The 18,159-nt window shown below is 69.6% G+C and carries 13 protein-coding genes and 1 tRNA gene; 9 read left to right on the top strand and 5 right to left on the bottom strand.

Annotation, left to right across the window (positions count from 1 at the left end; genetic code table 11):
• Positions 1-252: 252 nt before the first annotated feature.
• Both AB5I40_RS36665 and kynU read right to left on the bottom strand, forming a co-directional pair.
• The gene (locus AB5I40_RS36665) at positions 253-543 is read right to left on the bottom strand and encodes a hypothetical protein (RefSeq protein WP_370934744.1); all 291 of its coding nucleotides are present in this window, start codon (positions 541-543) and stop codon (positions 253-255) included.
• A gap of 211 nt (positions 544-754) precedes the next feature.
• Positions 755-1,945, bottom strand: coding sequence for a kynureninase (gene kynU / locus AB5I40_RS36660; protein WP_370934743.1), 1,191 nt, complete (start codon positions 1,943-1,945; stop codon positions 755-757).
• Positions 1,946-2,090: 145 nt separating this feature from the next.
• On the opposite strand from kynU, the gene AB5I40_RS36655 reads away from it, so the two are divergent.
• On the top strand, positions 2,091-3,917 hold the full coding sequence (locus AB5I40_RS36655; protein ID WP_370934742.1) for a long-chain fatty acid--CoA ligase: 1,827 nt from the start codon (positions 2,091-2,093) through the stop codon (positions 3,915-3,917).
• A gap of 132 nt (positions 3,918-4,049) precedes the next feature.
• Here AB5I40_RS36655 and AB5I40_RS36650 read toward each other — a convergent pair whose 3' ends face one another.
• The gene (locus AB5I40_RS36650) at positions 4,050-4,937 is read right to left on the bottom strand and encodes an SDR family NAD(P)-dependent oxidoreductase (RefSeq protein WP_370934741.1); all 888 of its coding nucleotides are present in this window, start codon (positions 4,935-4,937) and stop codon (positions 4,050-4,052) included.
• A 352-nt stretch (positions 4,938-5,289) separates the two neighbouring features.
• On the opposite strand from AB5I40_RS36650, the gene AB5I40_RS36645 reads away from it, so the two are divergent.
• The 5 genes from AB5I40_RS36645 (at position 5,290) to AB5I40_RS36625 (ending at position 13,827) form a co-directional block, all read left to right on the top strand.
• Entirely contained in the window at positions 5,290-6,498 is a 1,209-nt protein-coding gene (locus AB5I40_RS36645; RefSeq protein ID WP_370934740.1) for an MFS transporter, read from the top strand.
• Between the two features lie 464 nt (positions 6,499-6,962).
• Positions 6,963-8,327, top strand: a complete 1,365-nt coding sequence (locus AB5I40_RS36640; RefSeq protein ID WP_370934739.1) for a GGDEF domain-containing protein — start codon at positions 6,963-6,965, stop codon at positions 8,325-8,327.
• Positions 8,328-9,102: 775 nt separating this feature from the next.
• Positions 9,103-11,274 carry a phospholipase A2 gene (locus AB5I40_RS36635; protein WP_370934738.1) on the top strand — a complete coding sequence of 724 codons (2,172 nt, stop codon included), beginning with the start codon at positions 9,103-9,105 and terminating at the stop codon, positions 11,272-11,274.
• A 164-nt stretch (positions 11,275-11,438) separates the two neighbouring features.
• Entirely contained in the window at positions 11,439-13,112 is a 1,674-nt protein-coding gene (locus AB5I40_RS36630; protein ID WP_370934737.1) for an LCP family protein, read from the top strand.
• Positions 13,113-13,236: 124 nt separating this feature from the next.
• The gene (locus tag AB5I40_RS36625; RefSeq protein WP_370934736.1) at positions 13,237-13,827 is read left to right on the top strand and encodes a helix-turn-helix domain-containing protein; all 591 of its coding nucleotides are present in this window, start codon (positions 13,237-13,239) and stop codon (positions 13,825-13,827) included.
• Between the two features lie 318 nt (positions 13,828-14,145).
• Here the strand turns inward: AB5I40_RS36625 and AB5I40_RS36620 are convergent, their stop codons facing one another.
• Positions 14,146-15,606, bottom strand: coding sequence for a flavin-containing monooxygenase (locus AB5I40_RS36620; protein ID WP_370934735.1), 1,461 nt, complete (start codon positions 15,604-15,606; stop codon positions 14,146-14,148).
• Between the two features lie 71 nt (positions 15,607-15,677).
• Here AB5I40_RS36620 and AB5I40_RS36615 point away from each other — a divergent pair, with 71 nt between their 5' ends.
• Entirely contained in the window at positions 15,678-16,277 is a 600-nt protein-coding gene (locus AB5I40_RS36615; protein WP_370934734.1) for a TetR/AcrR family transcriptional regulator, read from the top strand.
• A 220-nt stretch (positions 16,278-16,497) separates the two neighbouring features.
• Positions 16,498-17,019 carry a hypothetical protein gene (locus AB5I40_RS36610; protein WP_370934733.1) on the top strand — a complete coding sequence of 174 codons (522 nt, stop codon included), beginning with the start codon at positions 16,498-16,500 and terminating at the stop codon, positions 17,017-17,019.
• Between the two features lie 680 nt (positions 17,020-17,699).
• Here the strand turns inward: AB5I40_RS36610 and AB5I40_RS36605 are convergent.
• Positions 17,700-17,921: a DUF3618 domain-containing protein gene (locus AB5I40_RS36605; RefSeq protein WP_037358573.1), complete on the bottom strand. Its 222-nt coding sequence runs from the start codon at positions 17,919-17,921 to the stop codon at positions 17,700-17,702.
• Positions 17,922-18,045: 124 nt separating this feature from the next.
• On the opposite strand from AB5I40_RS36605, the gene AB5I40_RS36600 reads away from it, so the two are divergent.
• Positions 18,046-18,119: transfer RNA gene (locus AB5I40_RS36600), tRNA-Leu, on the top strand.
• Positions 18,120-18,159: the final 40 nt, after the last annotated feature.

Here is an 18,159-nt window from a genome sequence, read left to right as displayed (position 1 = left end):
CCGGACGGGCGAGTCAAGTCCGGACCCGCGTTGCCGTCATCCTCTTGTTACCTGCTAGTAACCCACTGCGGTGCTTGGAAAACTGATCACCACCGGACGTGACCTTGGTCGCACCCGCCGCGCCGCGCTCCGCCGGGCTCCCGCGCGTGAGGTCGGTCACGACCCGGTGCCCGCGAAAACTCACCGGAAACTTATGCGCATTTCCGCATCAGCGGCGGAATCGAACGGAAAACCGAGATCGATTTCCGGAATTCAGCGCCGGACGCCATTCGGCGGCCGGTGCGCGGAAAGCCGCGGCCCCGGCGCCGGTTCCGTTTCCGCCGCGACCGCCGGAGGCTCTCGGCGGAGCAGATCGTGCAGCATCTCCCGGCACGCCCAGGCCAGCACGGCCACGGACGCGATCAGCACCGCTACCAGCGTCGATTCGACCGGATAGCGTCCGATGAAGTCGCCGAACCGGGCGAGCACGAAGCCGAGCGCCACGCCGACGAGCAGGGTCACGACATACGAGAGCGGCACTTCCCGACCGCGGGTGTCGATCATTTCGGCCCCTTCCGCCCCGGATTCGCCCGGCGGCGCCGCTCCCCGATCGGCTCCGGCCCGCGAAAAAACAGGCACCGAGCATACCCGCCGGGCAGCGCGCGGCGCGCCCGTCGATCACCCAAAGGGGCGAGCAGGACACCGATTGTTCACCCAGGTCCCGCGAATCCGGCCGGATCCCGGCGAATCCGCGCGGATATTGCGCGAATTCTTTTCAGCGCACCTCGCGCAGCACCGTGACCGCCCGCAGCACCTCGGCGTAAGTCGTGTACAGCGGAGCCAGCCCGAAGCGCAGCACGTCCGGCGGCCGGAAATCGCCGAGCACGCCGCGTTCGTGCAGCGCGTCCATCGTCTGCTGCCCGCCCGCGTCGCGCACCGAAACCTGGTGTCCCCGAACGTGTTCGCGCGGCGTCGGAATGTCGGCTCCCGGCAGCAGTTCGTCCGCACACCGGAAGAAGAAATCGCCCAGTGCCAAGCCTTTCGCGCGCAATACGGAAAGGTCGACGTCGTCCCAGACGTCCAGCGCGGCGTCGAGCGCCAGCATCGACAGGATGTCCGGAGTGCCTGCCCGGGCGCGCGCGATCCCCGCGCTGCCGCGGTATCCCGGTTCCATTCCGAACGGATCCGCGTGCCCGGCCCATCCGGCGAGCGGCTGATCGAATTCCGCCTGATGCCGCTGTGCCACATAGATGAACGCGGGCGAACCCGGTCCGCCGTTGAGGAATTTGTACGTACATCCCACCGCGAAATCGACGTCGCACGCGTCGAGCTGAACCGGAATCGCGCCGACGCTGTGGCAGAGATCCCACACCGCGAGCGCGCCCGCCGCGTGCACGGCCTCGGTGACCGACGGCATGTCGTGCAGCCGCCCGCTGACGTAGTCGACGTGATTCACGAGCACCGCGGCCGTCCGCTCGCTCACCGCGTCCGGCAGCTCCGCCACCGGCACGCGCCGCACAGTGTGCCCGGTGAGCCGGGCCGCCTGGTCGGCGACGTAGCCGTCGGTCGGAAAGGTCGCCGCGTCGACCAGCACCTCGCCGCGGCCGGGGTTCGCCCGCACCGCCGCGACGAGCGCCTTGAACAGGTCCACGCTCGTCGAATCCGCCACCACGACCTGTCCGGCGGCGGCCCCGACCAACGGCGCGATCCGCTCGCCGACCCGCTGCGGTGCTTCCCACCAGCCCTCGGTCCACGACCGGATCAGCCGCCGCCCCCACTGCTCGCGGACCACCTCGGTCAACCGCTCCGCGACGTGTTTCGGCGGCGCGCCAAGAGAATTCCCGTCGAAGTAGGCGACTTCCGGGTCAAGGTCGAACTCCGCGCGTTTCGCGGCGAGCGGGTCGGCGGCGTCGAGCGCGGCCGCCTCGTCGGCAAGGCTCTGGCCGCGCACAGCGGATTCGGTCATCGACGCTCCTCGGGTCCCGGTTCGCCCTCTTTCTAACAGGAGGCGGGCCGGTCTATCGAGCGCCGAGGCTGGCCGGGATTCTCTATCGGCCGCCGCTTCGACGACCTACAGTGACCTGACCAGGCACCACCGGAGGAGGTCAGCGTTGACCCAGTCGATCGCCGAACAAGCCGAGGGCCAGACGATCCCGTCGCTGCTGCGGCGCAATGCCGTCGAGTACGGGGATCGGCCCGCGCTCACCTCGCTCGATCTCGAAGGCCGTCCGACGCTCACCTGGAGCGAGTTCCGGACCGCGATCGCCGAGGTGTCCCGCGGGCTCGCCGGGCTCGGCCTCGCCGCGGGCGACCGGATGCTGATCATGGCCCCGAGTTCGCCGGACCACCTGATCGCCGACCTCGCCGCCGTGCACCTGGCGGCCATCCCGTGCACGGCGTACGCGACGCTCAGCCCGGAGCAGATCCGCTACGTCGCCCGGCACAGCGCCGCCCCCGTCGTGGTCCTCGCCGGCACCGACGAGCTGTCCCGCTGGCTGCCGGTGCTCGACGATCTGCCGGCGCTGCGCCGCGTGGTGGTCATCGACGAAACCGCGATCCCGGACGGCGACGACCGCTTCGTCGCGTACTCCGCGGTGCGCGAAGCCGGCCGCACCGCGCTCGCCGCCGGCCCCGAGGCATTCGATCAAGCGTGGCAGGCGATCCGCCCGGACGACCCGCTCGCGATGATCTACACCTCCGGCACCACCGGCGACCCCAAGGGCGTCGTGCTGTCGCACCGCAACGCGATCCACGAGGGCATCGCCGTGCACACGCTGCACAAGGCCCCGATGCACCCGACGAACATCGCGTACCTGCCGCTGGCGCACATCGCCGAACGCGAGCTGTCGATTTACCTGCCGATCGTCGCGGCGGGTCACGTGCACACCGTCGGCGATCCGTCCGGCGTGGTCGCGGCGCTCGGCCAAGTGCACCCGCAGAGCTTCTTCGGCGTGCCGCGGGTGTGGGAAAAGATGGTGGCGGGCCTGAAGAACATGCTCGCCGGCGTGCCCGAGGACCGGCGCGAGGCGCTCATTTCGGCGAACGAACTCCTGCAAGAGGGCTACAAACTCCGCAGCGCGGGCGAGGAGCTGCCCGCCGATCTCGCCGAGCGCATCGCGAAGACCGACGAGACCGTGCTAGCGCCGGTGCGCGGGCTGCTCGGGCTCGACCAGCTGCACATCGCGTCCAGCGGCGCGGCCGCGCTGCCGCTGGAAGTGCTGTACTTCCTGGCCGGGCTGGGCGTCGAGATCCGCGAGGTCTGGGGCCTGTCCGAGACCACCGGCGCGGCGACCGCGAACAGCGCCGACGCGTTCCGCGCGGGCACCGTCGGCCGCCCGATCGACGGCGTCGAGGTGAAGACCGGCGAGGACGGCGAACTGCTCGTCCGCGGCCCGATCGTCTTCCTCGGCTACCTGCAGCCGGACGGCACGATCGAACCGGCCACCGACGCCGACGGCTGGTTCGCCACCGGCGACATCGGCACGATCGACGACGACGGATACGTCACGATCACCGACCGCAAGAAGGAACTGATCATCACCTCGAGCGGCAAGAACATCGCGCCGACCCGGATCGAGGGCCTGCTGAAGGAGCACCCGCTGATCGGCCAAGCGGTCGCGATCGGCGACGCGCGGCCGTACGTGACCGCGCTGATCGTGCTCGACGACGAGATCGCGCCCGGCTGGGCAGCGGCCAACGGCGTCGAAGCAGAGGGGATCGACGCACTCGCCGCGCACGAGGCGGTCCAGGCGGAGATCGCCCGGGCCGTCGAATCAGCGAACAGCAGGCTGGCGCGGGCCGAGCAGATCAAGAAGTACCACGTCATCACCACCGCGTGGACACCCGAAACCGGCGAACTGACCCCGACGCTCAAGCTCAAGCGCCGGGTGATCAACGACCGCTACGGCTCCGACATCGCCTCGCTCTACTCCTCGTGAGCGGCGATCACGGTTCTAACCGGCATCGCCACTCACGACACCTGACCAGGGCGACGCGACCGCCGCATGCCTGCCCCGTACGTGGCTTCGGGTCTCGTGAGCGGCGATCACGGTTCTAACCGTGATCGCCACTCACGAGGCCTGCCGGGTCCACTTGCGCAGCCGCGGCGGCACGCGCTTTTCCAGTCCGTAGTTCTCCAGGTGGGCGGAGAACACCTCGTCGAACGCCTGCTGCACGGTCTCGGTGTCCCAGTCCGGGCGCTCCAGGATCGGCTGCTTCAGGTACGGCTGCCCCATCACGTGCAGCTGCGGGCCGTTGCACCGGATCATCTGCCCGGTGATGCCGTGCGATCCCTTGCCGAGCAGGAACAGCACGAGCGGCGCGATCTTCGCCGGCGTCCGCTCCGGCGGGCACGCGCGCAGCGCCCGCTCGGATTTCCAGACCATCCGGGTGTGCGCCACCGGGCACACCGCGTTCACCCGGATCCCGGAATCGTCGAGGTCCAGTGCCCACGAGTAGGTCAGCGACGCGACCGCGCCCTTGCTCGCCGAGTACACCCCGAGCTTGCGCTGCCCGAGCGACGCGCCGGAAGAAATGTTCACGATCGACCCGCCGCCGCCCGCGCCGACCATCGCGCGGATCGCGGCGAGCCCGGTGTACATCACGCCGAGCACGTTCACCTCGACCAGCTGGCGGGCCTGTTCCGCGTCGTCCTCCCACGGCAGCGCCTCGTAGTTGAGCCCCGCGTTGTTGACCAGGCCGTCGATCCGGCCGAACTCGGCGACACACTGGTCGACGATCGCCTGCGCCTGCGCCGGGTCGGCCACGCTGTGCCCGTTCGCGACCGCGCGCCCGCCGTGTTCGCGGATCGCCGCCGCGGTGCGTTCGGCCAGTCCGGCGTCCACGTCGTTGACCACCACGGCCCCGCCCGCGCGCGCGACGTGCACGGCGAACGCCTCCCCGAGCCCGCGCCCGGCCCCGGTCACCACCACGGCCTTGTCCTGCAACAGTCTGTCCACGCTCACTCCCCGCTGGTGCGCCCGGCGCGAGGACGTCCGCTCCGCCGGGTCTCTCCCAGTGTTGGGCCGTTCGGCCCAGTCGCACCGGACGATCGCGACGAACGGTGGTCGCGCTGCGCCGAACGAGGAAAGCTGATCAGTGCTACGGGTACCCCGCGGCAGGTCAGTCCGAACGGCTCCCCGTTCCGGCCACCGGATTCTTCCCGGCTGTTCACCCTGGTGTGATCGGCGGCATACTGAGGGTGCATGCCCTGACCGGAGCAGTGACACTCCTGGCCAGGAGCGAAACAGGCGAAGGCAGAATGCGGGACACTCGCATTCACTCGATCGGGGAGGGGGCAGTGGTCATCTCGTGACGACCGAAGCGACCTCTCGGCTGACGGCGCCGCTGCGGAATGTCGAGTATCGCGTGCTCTGGGCGGCGGAGGCCATCTCGAGCGCGGGCGACCAGCTGGCGAAGGTGGCGCTGTCCATCCTCGTCTACCACCGCACCGGTTCCGCGCTGTGGGCCGCGGTCGTCTACGCGCTGACTTTCCTGCCCGCGCTCGCCGGCGGGCTCGGGCTGTCCTTCCTCGCCGACCGCTACCCGCGGCGGGCCGTGCTGAGCGTGAGTGCCGCCGCCCAGGCCGTGCTCGTCGGGTTGATGAGCCTGCCCGGAATGCCGCTGGCCGCGCTGTGCCTGCTGCTCGTCGCGGTTCAGCTCGCCGCGTCGCCCGCGAACGCGGCGCAGAACGCGATCACCCGCGAGGTGTTCACCGACGACCATCTGTACCTGCGCAGCCAAGACCTGCGCGGGATCACCACCAACACGGTGCAGCTGCTCGGTCTGGCCGGCGGCGGCGTGCTGGTGACGGCCGTGGGCACGTCGTGGGCGCTGGCGATCGACGCGGTGAGTTTCGCGGTGGCCGCGGTGATCGTGCGGGTGTGGGTGCACAACCGGCCCGCTGCCGGCGGCGACCACAGCACCTGGTTCTCCGCGACGCGCTGGGTGTTCGGGCAGCGCAAACTGCGGGTGCTGATCGCATTGTCGTGGCTCGTGGGGCTGGCCGTGGTGCCCGAAGGGCTGGCCGCGCCGCTGGCCCAGCAGCTGAACGCGCCGTCCGCGGCGGTCGGCTGGCTGCTCGCCGCCGACCCGCTCGGCTTCGTCGCCGGGGCCTATCTGCTGTCGAAATTCGCGTCCGCCGAGGTCCGGCAGCGGCTGCTCGGAGTGCTGGCGACGACGTCGCTGGCCTTGCTCGCGCTGTTCCTGCTGCAGCCGAATCTGGTGGTCGCGCTGGTGCTGCTCGCGCTCGCCGGTGCGATGGGCGCCTACATCATCACCGTGACCGCGACGTTCTCCACCTGGGTGCCGAACGAACTGCGCGGCGGGGCCGGCGGGCTCTACCGCACGGGGCTGCGCGTGGCGCAAGGCATCGGGGTGGCTCTCGGCGGGGTGGTCGCACAGGCGACCGGCTCTGCCGTCACCGCCATCGCACTGGCCGGGCTGGCCGGCGTGGCTCTGGCGATCCCCACCGCGTTCTCGTGGACCCGGGTGCGGCACGCGGTCGCGGCCGGGGCCTGATCGTGGGTTGCTGGATGAATCTGTGGCCGGGGTCGAGGCACCGGCCGAATGGGTCCGGGTACGCCGGACGGGAAGTCGTTTCACGCTTCACGGTCACGCACGGAACACACCTCCGTTCGCATTGTCACGAATCCGTCGTGGATCGGTCACGGAACTCACGCTTCACGGTCACGCACAGCTGCTCACCTCCGCTCGCTGACAATTCATCGGAAAATGACAACAGCTCGATTCACGCTTCGCGGTCGCGCACGGGAAAACACCTCACTCGGGGGGACGGCGGGGACGCTCCTCCGCAATTTACTTCATGGATGCAGCAGTTGTCGCGGAAGGCGTCTCCGGGTTCGGAGACTACGACCGAATACAGCGTTCGAAGTCGGTGAGTGAGATGATACCGGCAACTGATAACGGCGCAGAACCGGGAACCGTCCGGGAACCGCATCCGACACCCGAGGAGGCACGGCCCGATGCCCGGAACCGAACCGGCGCGCGGTGAAGGCCGCGGCCCCGGGGAGGAACCGCCCGCCGCCAACGGCGGCGCGGGAAGGCTGCGCGCATTGATCGCCGGGAACCCCATTCACTCCTGGGATCTCTGGACGAAACCGCGCCGGATGATCGCGTTCCTGCTCGCCTGGGACGCGATCGCGGTGGCGCTGCTGACCTTCGGCGTGGTGACGTCGCCGAGCCCGGATCTCGTGGACTGGGGCCGGTTCGCGATCCTCGCCGGCTGCGCGACGGTGCACATCCAGCTCACCCGAAGGCAAGAGGAACGGCGGCGCAACCGGGTCACCGCCGTCCACATCGACCTGACCGGCATCTGGGTGTTCCCGGCCGCGCTGCTGCTGCCGATCCCGCTGACGCTGCTGCTGATCGCGCTCCTGCGCGTCCAGCGGTGGTTCAACTCCCGGCGGCCGCCGCACAAGTTCGTGTTCACCTCGTTCACGCATGCGGTGTCAGCACTGCTGGCGCACCACCTGTACCAGACTTTCGCGTCCGCCGAGCTGGCCCGGCTTTCGCCCGCGAACTCGTTGCAGGTCTTCGGGATCCTGATGCTCGTCGGGTTCAGTTACGCGGCGCTGCAGGCGATCGTGATCGGCGGGCTGCTCGCGCTCGGCGGCACGTCCGCGCCCACCCTGCGCAACGTATTGGGCACCAAGGACGACAACCTGCTGGAGCTGTCGACGATCAGCCTCGGCACCATCGCGACGATCCTGCTCGTGAACATCCCGCCGGCGATCGTGATCCTCGTGCTCATCACGGTGCTGGGCAACCGGCTGGCGGAAATCAACCAACTGCAGTCCGAAGCGCGCACCGATCCGAAAACCGGGATCTTCAACGTGCGCGGGTGGTCGGAGTCCGCGGAACGCGCGCTGGCGAGGGCCGCGCGCGGCGGGGAAACCCTTGCGCTGCTGATGATCGACCTCGACCACTTCAAGTGGATCAACGACACGTACGGCCATCCGGCGGGCGACGACGTGCTCCGCACGGTGGCGCAAACTCTCGACGAGATAACGCGTCCCAAGGACATCATCGGCCGCTTCGGCGGCGAGGAGTTCCTGATCCTGCTGCCCGATGCGGACACCACGGCGGCGAAGGTGACCGCGGAACGGATCCGTACCGCAATCGCCGATCAGCGCATCGTGACGACCGACAAACGCGGCGGTTCGGCATTGATCACCGGCCGCACCGGGTCGATCGGCGTTTCATTGCTCGGGGTGAACGGAACGACACTGGAACAGTTGCTGCAAGCCGCCGACGCGGCCGTCTACACCGCGAAGGAAGGCGGCCGGAACCAGGTGCGCTTCGCGGACGCGAATCTGCCTCCGAAGTGATCAACAATTCCGATCACCGGCACTCTTTGCGATTAATCGCGAAACCGATTCAGCAACTGTGCGCAACGGCGCGCACCCCGTTCCGCCGCCGCATTGGGCCGCCGGGTTAATTGCCCGCCGGACCGCGAACCGCGACTGCCGGTTTTCGGGAAGGAACGAAAGCCGCCGGGCCGGGCGAACCCAGTTGGCCGAAGCCCGAAAATCCCTCGGGGCCGGATCGGACTCACTCGCGGCCGCCCCGTACTCAACCGCAGCACCCTCCATCCCTGGCCCGCACCGCTCCCCGTCCATCCCCGACCCGCACGGCTCCCCCGGACCCGGCCGCTGCTGGCGTCTATCCCGGACCGAACCTCCCGAGCCGCGACGGTCCCGCACCCCGCCCGCCTCGCCCCGGCCAGAACCGCCCCAATGTGGCGTTGGGTGCATCTGACGCACCGAACGCCACATTGGGTGCGTCGCATGCACCCAACGCCACATTGGGGTCTTCCCAGCAGCCCCGCTACGGCGACGTCGAACACTGGCTGGGCCGCGTATCTCCCCGCAGCGGTCCGTGAAGGGCTCCTTGCGGGAATCTGATTCCCGCAAGGAGCCCTTCACGGACCTCCCCAGGAGCCACGCACGCGCCCATCGCGACGCCACGGTGGACGCGTCGCCTGCACCCACCGTGGCGTCCGGTGCGCCCAGAGCGATCCGCCGCACCCGGGGGTTACCCCCCGCGCGGGTGAGGGGGACAGCCGCCTCCCGGATCGCGCGGCGGGCTGGCACCCTGGTGCGCATGCCAGCCACCGACGACCGTGCCCCGGCCGCCGTTCGCGTTCGCCGACCCTGGTCGACGTCCGGCTGGCTGCTGCTCGTCCTGCTCGTGGTGTTCGGGTTCGGCCTGATCGCCTCGCGGCCCGCGTCCCCGCCCGACCAGGGCCCGCCGACCGGCGACGTGCTCGCGGCGCGCAACGCGGTCGAAGCGCTCGCCCACCCCGACGGCCAGGCCACCGCGCTGGCGCTCCTGCCCAAGGACTTCACCGCGGTCACCGGCGTGAAGCCCGGCCCGCTCCCCGCCCGCGACGGCACCGTCCGCGCGGCGCACCTCGACGGCGGCTGCTCGGCACCGTGGGGCGACGACAACACGAAGTGGGACTTCTCCGTCCCGTGCAAGGCGCACGACCTCGGCTACGACCTGCTCCGCTACGCCAACGACAAGGGCCACCCGCTCGACCAGTCCGCCCGGGCGTCGCTCGACGACCGGCTCGAGCAGGACATGCACCGCACCTGCGAGCTGAACCCGATGAACTCCGAGCGCACCTGCCAGCTGGTCGCGTCGGTGTTCACCAGCGGGCTGGTGGTCAACTCGTGGCATCAGCGCTGGGGCCCGCCGGTCGGCGACCCGATCGGCCCGATGGTCGCCGGCGTGCTGGTGATCGGCTGCCTGCTCGTGATGCGCCTGCGCGGCTGGCACACCGCCCGCCGCACCACCCCGCGTCCGCGCCTGCCCCGCGGCGTCCCTCGGCCGTGGGCGGTGCTCGGCATCGCCGGCGCGGTGCTGCTGATGGTCGGCGAATCGGCGACCGCGCTGGCCGACTGGGCGGGCGCGCCGGAAACCACCTGGTGGCCGCTGACCTGGCTCGCGCAGCTGACCCCGCTGCTCTTCTTCGCGGGCGGGCTCGCCAACGCGGCGGGCTGGCGGGCCGAACGCGACCGCGGCTACCGGCATTACCTGGCCGAACGGTCCAGCCCGCTGCTGCGCCCGGCGTTGATCTTCGCCGTGGTCGCCCTGATCGTGCCGCTCGCGCTGGAGCTGCTGGGCATCCCCGCCGGAACCAACGCCACGGTCATGCGGATCGCGCTGCACCCGTTGTGGCTGCTCGGTGTCTACCTGCTGACCGTCGTCGGCGCGCCGATGCTGCTCGCGCTCTACCGCCGTACGCGGCTGTGGTCGGTCGCAGCGCTGACCGCTGTCGTCGTAGCCGGAGAACTCGCCGCCAGCTGGACGGACGTCTCCTGGCCGCGCTACGCCGCCACGCTCGCCTTGGCGCTCCTCGCGCAACAGGTGGCGTTCGCGTACGCGGAGGGCGTCCGCCTTCGCCGCGCGGTGCTCGGCGTAGCGGCCGTAAGCGGCGTCGCGGCTCTCGCGGTCGCAGTGTTCGCCTTCGACGCTTCGCCGGTACTGCTCGGCAACCCGGGCGCGCCCGCCGCGTTGTCCGCGCGGCCGTGGACCGTGCTGCTGCTGGGCGTCTCGCAACTCGGCCTCCTCGGGCTCCTCGCGACACCGCTGCGGCGCTGGGCCGCACGCGACCGCGTCACCCGCACCGCCGCGCTCATGCTGCGCGCCCCGATGAGCCTGTATCTGGCCTTCCTCGCCGCGATGCTGCTGCTCGTCGCCGTGGTCTACCTGCCAGGACCGATCGCGAACGGCCTGAGCTGGCTGCTGCGTCCGCGCATGCTCGCCGCAGTGGCGCTGCTGCTCGTGCCCGCGGCGCTGGTCTTTTGGTGGTTCGAGCGGCATCCGGGCAAGGCCAGCACGGAAGCACCAGTCGCGCCCCTTCCGTACACCCCGACCGGCCGCCGTCCGGTGCTGCTCACTCGCGCGGCCGCCGCGCTGGGCATCGGCTACGCGACGCTCGGCGTGTTCGGTCTCGCGCTGGCCCGGTTCGGCGCTGAAGCCGCGGACGCCGACGTGCTCGGCTTGCGGCTCGACCCGGTCCAGAGCCTCGTGCATCTGCTCCTCGGCGTCCTGCTGCTGCACGCGGTGCGAACCGGCGCAGCGGCGACCTCGGCCGCGACGTGGTTCGCCGCCGCCTTGACCTGTGTGCCGTCGCTCGTGGCCGCCGCGGGCGGCGAGACGCACGGCTCGGCAGTCGTTGTCCTGCACATCCTCACCGCGGTATTCGCGCTGGTCGGAGCGGGTACGTGCATGGTGCCGGCGAGAAGGCCAGCCGCCGCCGCGCCCTGACCCGCGACACGCGTACCGCCGACCGGGCGAAAATGCTTCGGATACCGGACGATGGGTGGTGCACGCCACACCGCCCGGGGGAGGTGCGAATCCTTCGCAACCCCCGCCCGGCACCATGCGTCTTCAGAAGCGGACGACCAGAACGACGAGAAGGAGCCGACCGCGTGGACTACCCGCCTCGGAACGGGCAAGGCGATCGCCGCCCCGCCCGCTCGTGGCAGGACCAGCCCGGCCGGGGACCGGCGCGGCGGCCCGGGCCACCGGCCCGCTCGCGACGCGAACCGCAGGGTCCGTCTCGTCGTCCAGGACCGCCGCCGCGCCGTCCGTCCGGCCGGTCCCGCCGCGGCGGGATGCGCGGCGCGAAAATCGCTCTCGCCGTGGTGTCGCTGCTGGTCATGGGGCTCACCGGATACGCGTGGGCGTCGCTGCAGGGGCTGGTCAACGGGCTGAGCTACTCCGACGTGATCGGCGACGGCGCGGGCGGCGACAAGCCGGCCGACGGCGCGCGCGACATCCTCCTGGTCGGCCTCGACAGCCGCACCGACGCCCAGGGCAACCCGCTGTCGCCGGAACTGCTCGCCCAGCTGCGCGCGGGCGAATCGGACGGCGAACTGAACACCGACACGCTGATCCTCGTGCACATCCCGAACGACGGCAGCAAGGCCGTCGCGCTGTCGCTGCCGCGCGACTCGTACGTGGACATCCCCGGCTACGGCAAGCACAAGATCAACTCGGCGTATGCCAGGGCGATGCTGCAGGCCCGCAAGGACCTGCAGGCGCAAGGCGTCACCGATCCGAAGGAACTCGACGTCAAGGCCAACCAGGCCGGGGCGAAGCTGCTCATCGCGACGATCCAGAACCTGACCGGGTCCACGATCGACAACTACGCGGCGATCAACCTGCTCGGCTTCAGCGACATCACGAAGGCGGTCGGCGGCGTCGACGTGTGCCTGAAGAACAACGTCGACGACGACTACTCCGGCGCGAACTTCACCAAGGGCCAGCACACCATCGCCGGCGTGGAAGCGCTGGAGTTCGTCCGGCAGCGGCACGGGCTGCCGCGCGGCGACCTCGACCGGGTGGTGCGCCAGCAGGTGTTCATGGCGGGCATGGCGCGCAAGATCCTGTCCGCGGGAACGCTGACCGATCCGTCCAAGCTCAACGCGCTGGTCGACGCGATCAAGAAGTCCGTGGTGCTGAACCAGAACTGGGACATCTTCAGCTTCGCCCAGCAGATGAAGGGACTCACCGGCGGGCAGCTCGAGTTCCGCACCATCCCGGTCGACAACGTCGAGTACCGCACGCCGAACGACGGCGTCGCGGTCAAGGTCGACCCGGCGAAGGTGAAGGCGTTCGTGCAGGGGCTCGCCGGTCCGCAGGCCGGAGCCGACGGCGCGCCGGCACAACAGCAGCAGAAGCCGGACGAGTCGCATAAGGACACGACGGTCGACGTGCGCAACGCCTCGGATCGCACCGGTCTCGCGGCGACCGTGTCGAAGCAACTGGTGGACAAGGGCTTCACCGCCGGCGACACGGACAACGCCTCCTCGCGGAAGACGACTGTGATCTGGGTCCCCAGCGGCGGCGAGGCAGCCGGGCAGGCGGTCGCCGACGCGCTCGGGACCAAGGCGACGGTGCAGGAAGACAAGAGCGTGCCCAAGGGCCACGTGAAGGTGTTCCTCGGTTCGGACTACCAGCCGTCCGCTGGCGCTTCGAGCGGAACCGGTGCGGCGCAAGCACCTCCGGCGCAGCAGCAGGCCGCGCCCCCGGCCACCCCCTCGGGTCCGGGAAGCGACGACCAGCCGATCACCGCTGACGGCGTGCCCTGCGTCAACTGACGCGTTGCTCCATTCGGGGCAAGTAGAAAATATTCCGGAAACCCGCGTAATGAGCGGCCGCTTCGGCACTTTCACCATCGGGACGCAAGCCCGCGTCCGCGAAGTTGGTTGAGGGGCAGGGGCCGTGATCGACGCTGAGCACTACCAGCGGGTGCTGGGAGACGAGCTGCGCAAGCTCAGGCGTGGCCGGGGATGGACGCGCAAAGAGCTGAACGCGCATCTGCAGAGCGAAATCTCGCTGCAGACACTGGCGACGTACGAACTGGGCACCCGGCAGTGTTCCGTGGTGCGCCTGGTCGAACTGTGCGTGGCGATGGACGAGCTTCCGCAGGATTTGCTGGCGAAGGTGCACAGCCGGGTCTTCACCGAGGAACCGGGCCGGGTCCGCGTTGACCTGCGCCGCGTCGTCGCGGAGGCCGGTCCGGAGCTGACTCCGCTGCGGCGCTGGGCCGAAGGACGGTTGCGGCAGAACGGAGTCGCGATGCCGGGCTCGCCCGCGCGCGCGAGTGCCGCCGCCCGGCCGCCTGTCGCGGTACCCGGATCCTCAAGCACGCCAAGCCCTTCCGCTCCCGCGGCTTCGGGACAGCCCGCTTCGGCGAGCTCGTCGACCGACGAGGTTTCGTTCGACTTCGCCGCATTGGAGCGAATGGCCGAACTCTGCGGCCTTCCGACGGCTGAGCTGGTTTCGCACCTGCGCAAGCTCGCTCCTGCCTGACCACAGACCACGAGGGGGACCCTTCGCGACTCCTCCCCTGCCGCGAAAGTCCCCCTCGTTCTGCTCAACCTCCGCGCGCACTCGTCCGCGCAGGTCCTTTCCCGCTCAACGACAACGCTGCCTGTCCTGCGTCCACTGTGGAGCGACCGCTCCCTGCTGAATGCTGCCCCCAAGTACTACGAGGGGAACTTTCGCGACTCCTCCCCTGCCGCGAAGGTTCCCCTCGTACCAGGCAGGTCCACTGTGGACTGCCGAAGAGACCACGAGGGGGACCCTCGCGACGCCATCCCCCGTCGCGAAAGTCCCCCTCGTGCCAGATCACCCGAGCAGCTCGTAGTCCTCCCGCCGCACCGTCCGGGTGTCCAGCCAGTACCGCCAGGTGAATCCCGGCCACAGCGTCCGGTTCACACCCTTGGCGTCCAGATACCAGCTCTTGCAGCCGCCCTGGGTCCAGATCCCCTTGTCGAGTTTCCGTTGCATCTCGGCGTTGAACCGCTCCTGCACCTCCTCGCGCGGGTCCAGCGCCCGGTCGCCCGCGAGCCGCAACGCCTGCGCGATATAGGAAATCTGCGCCTCGATCATGAAGACCACCGAGTTGTGGCCGAGCCCGGTGTTCGGGCCGAGCAGGAAGAACAGGTTCGGGAAGCCGTTGACGGTGATCCCGAGATGCGTCCGCATCCCCTCGCTCGCCCACTCCTTCGCGAGATTCCGTCCGTCGCGGCCGACGATCTCCAGGCTGTCGAACGCGTCGGTCACGTGGAACCCGGTGCCGTAGACGATCGCGTCCACCTCGTGCTCGACGCCCGCGTTGTCGACGACGCTGTGCTCGCGCACCTCGGCCACGCCGTCGGTGACCACGTCGACGTTGTCGCGGGCCAGCGCCGGGTAGTAGTCGTTCGAGATGAGCACGCGCTTGCAGCCCATGGTGTAGTCCGGGGTCAGCTTGGCGCGCAGCTCCGGATCCGACACCGCGCGGTCGATGTTGCTCTTCGCGAGCCGCTGCCCGATCTTCATGATCCACGGCTGGCCGTTGAAGCCGATCGCGCGCGCTTCCAGCGTCCAGTAAAGGAAATTCCGGTACAGCCGCTGCACCGGCGGCACCGCGCGGAACAGCCCGCGCAGCCAGCCCGGCATGTCGCGGTCGGCCTTCGGCATCACCCACGGCGGCGTGCGCTGGAACAGCGTCAGCTCGGCGACTTCCGGCGCGATCTTCGGCACGAACTGGACCGCGCTGGCCCCGGTGCCGACCACCGCGACGCGTTTGCCGGCGAAGTCGAAGTCGTGCTCCCACTCGGCGGAGTGGAACGCGCGGCCCTTGAACCGTTCGATGCCCGGCAGGTCCGGGATCATCGGCCGGTGCAGCGCGCCGACGCCCGCGACGAGCGCCGGAGCCACGAACTCGTCGCCGCCGCGGGTGCTGACGTGCCAGCGGTTCTCCTCGGCGTCCCAGCGCGCGCCGGTCATCTCCTGGCCGAAGCGGATGAAGCGGCGCAGGTCGTACTTGTCGGCGACGCCGCGCATGTACTCGTAGATCTCCGGCTGCGGCGAGTACGCGCGCGACCAGCCGGGGTTCTGTTCGAAGGAGAAGGAGTACATGTGCGACGGGATGTCGCACGCGCAACCGGGGTAGCTGTTGTCCCGCCAGGTCCCGCCGACGTCCTCGGCCTTCTCGAGAACCACGAAGTCGTCGCGGCCGTCCTTGCGCAGCTGAATCGCCATGCCGAGCCCGGAGAACCCGGTGCCGACCACGATCACGCCGGTCTCGGTGCGGTTGCCCATGCGTCCTCCCGTTAACTGTTACCCGAAGTCCAGCTTACTCGGAGTAGGTTACTGGCGGTAGAGTGTGCGCCATGACCACCGCCAAGCGCAAGCGCATGCCCCGAGCCGAGCGGGAACGGCAGATGATCGAGGTCGCCGAGCAGGTCTTCGGCGAGCGCGGCTACGCCATGGCGTCGATGGACGAGATCGCGGAACTGGTCGGCGTGTCCAAGCCGATGCTGTACGAGTACTTCAACTCGAAAGAGGGCCTGCTGCTGGCCTGCATCCGGCAATCGCGGGCGGCGCTGCAGGAGGCTACCGAGCAGTCGATCGTCGGCGCGGACTCCGCGCAGGAGGCGCTGCGGCGCGGACTGCTGGCGTTCTTCGTCTTCATCCGCGAGCGCCGCCAGGCCTGGTCGCTGCTGCGCCACGAGATGGCCCTGATCGGCACCCCCGCCGCGGACGAGATCGAGGAAACCCGCCGCCAGCAGACCGATCTGATCACCGCGTTGATGAGCGGCTACTTCGACAGCGAGGACACCCTGCGCGCCGAAGCCTCGGCCGAGTTCGTGGTCGGAGCCTGCGAGCGGCTGGCGATCTGGTGCGAGCGCTTCCCGGAGGTGACCCCGGAGAAGGCGACCGAGTACGCGATGGATCTGCTGTGGGCCGGGTTGTCACAGCGTGCGATCTAGCTTGCACGTGAAGATGACCGTGCATTAGGCCATTCGGTCGTCACTCAGCGCACATCTCGTCCCGTTACTTGTGACACAGAGTTTTCTTGCGGTATCGATGACACGGTAGAAAGACACACTGAGTGTCGCGCCAGCGGCCGGCAAGCAGGAATCGCGTCATGAGTTTGCGGTGGCCGGGTCTCGACCTGTGACGCATGCTGATGACGAGAGGGGTGAGGCAGTGGTGGAAACGATCACGGCGACTTACAAGCACGACAACGACGACTGGACGATCACCGTGAGCGGCCGCGGCAAGGAGCTGACCGGCAAGGCGCCGGGCATCATCGCCGCCCGCGACCGGGCCGACCAGCTCGTGGAGAAGCTCGCCCCGAACGAGCGTCCCACGGTCGTGCACCTGCTGAACGGCAACGCACTGGAGTTCACCAGCGCGTACATGGCCGCCCGCCTGACGCTGCCGGAGATCGAGCCGCTGGAAATCCCGCCGTCCGGCGGAGCGAAGGCTGCCGCCGCGGATTCCGGCAAGGCTGAGGCTCCTGCGTCGACCGCGGCCGCCGCCTCGGCTGCTGCTCCCGCTGCCGCTGCGAAGCCTGCTGCGGAGAAGGCTCCCGAACAGCCCGCCAAACCGGCGCTGCCGCCGAGCAAGCAGCTCCCCAAAGAGGTCGAAGACCGCAAGCCCGACGAAGCGAGCCGCCCCGGTGTGACAGCCGGCGCGTCGGCCACTCCGCCGGTCGCGCGCGCCTGACCTGCACTGTTTCTTTCGCCCGTTTTCCCGGGCTTCTTTGGCGTGCGCTGACCGGCTCGCCTTGCGAAGCTGGGCTTCTGCGGTCTGCCTCCGTCGAGGTAGGCGCTTTTGCGCTGGCCTATGCCCGCTTCGCGCCTGAAGCCTGGCCGTCTGCGGCCGGCGCTCACGGGCTCTACGACACCCTGAGACAGTCTCGGCATCCCAGGCGCTGTCTAGCCCGCAAAACGCTCGGCTATGCCCAGTACAGCGGGATAAAAACCAATGCGTCACCCAGGCGGGGTAGCCCAATACGGCGAACGTGCTCCGCCAAACCGACCCAGCCGGGCGACCGCCGAATGAGTGATCCCAGGTTCAGTGGCACTTCTCACGAAGTTAACCCGCCGTGACGATCAAGGCTGTCGATCCGCCATCCAGGGATGAAACAGCCAGTATTCGGCAGATCACCCGCCGCCGAGCAGTCCCGCCCGAGAGGCGACGCCGGGTAACCGCTGGAGCTGCCTTGAGCCGCGCGGTGCGAACGCGCCAGCGCACGCCAGGCCGCGCCCCCTGGAAGGTCCCAGCAAGTCGCTCAGGTCGCGGAGAGCCGCTCAGGCAGCCCGGAACCGGATGCCCAAAGCCATGCCCGGCCCCGTTTGCCCTCGAACCCGCGAGGGCCCGGAGTCAGCGCGGGAGGCGAAGCGTCAGCGGAACAGCTTCCGCACCAGCAGCACCGCAACCAGCACGCCAGCCCCGATCAGCGGGTACTTGACCTTCGGGTTGTCGAGCTTCGCGCGCACGCCGTCCTTCGCCTGTTCGGCGAGTTTCTGCGGATTGGCCTTCGTGCCCAGCTGGTCGAGGGTCGCCGCCAAAGCGGTCCTCGCCTGCTCGATCTCACGCTCGATGGTCTCGGGGTCGCGAGCCACGTGCCCTCCTCGCCGCAGTCGGACTGTAGGCGGTCCACGGTAGAGGACAACCCCCGCGCGACGGCGACTGGCCACGCCGAGCCGACCCGAACGTGGCGCGCGCTACGATCACACCTGGTTCCTGGGGGCCGTAGCCCAATTGGCAGAGGCACACGGTTTAGGTCCGTGCCAGTGAGAGTTCGAGTCTCTCCGGCCCCACTCGGATGCGACACAGTTCAGCGTCCCGCAGCGGTTTCCC

This window comes from Amycolatopsis sp. cg13 (genome assembly GCF_041346965.1).
In the GTDB taxonomy this organism is placed as follows: Bacteria; Actinomycetota; Actinomycetes; order Mycobacteriales; family Pseudonocardiaceae; genus Amycolatopsis.
Note: the sequence above shows the minus strand (reverse complement) of the source record. Positions and strands in the feature narration are given on the sequence as shown.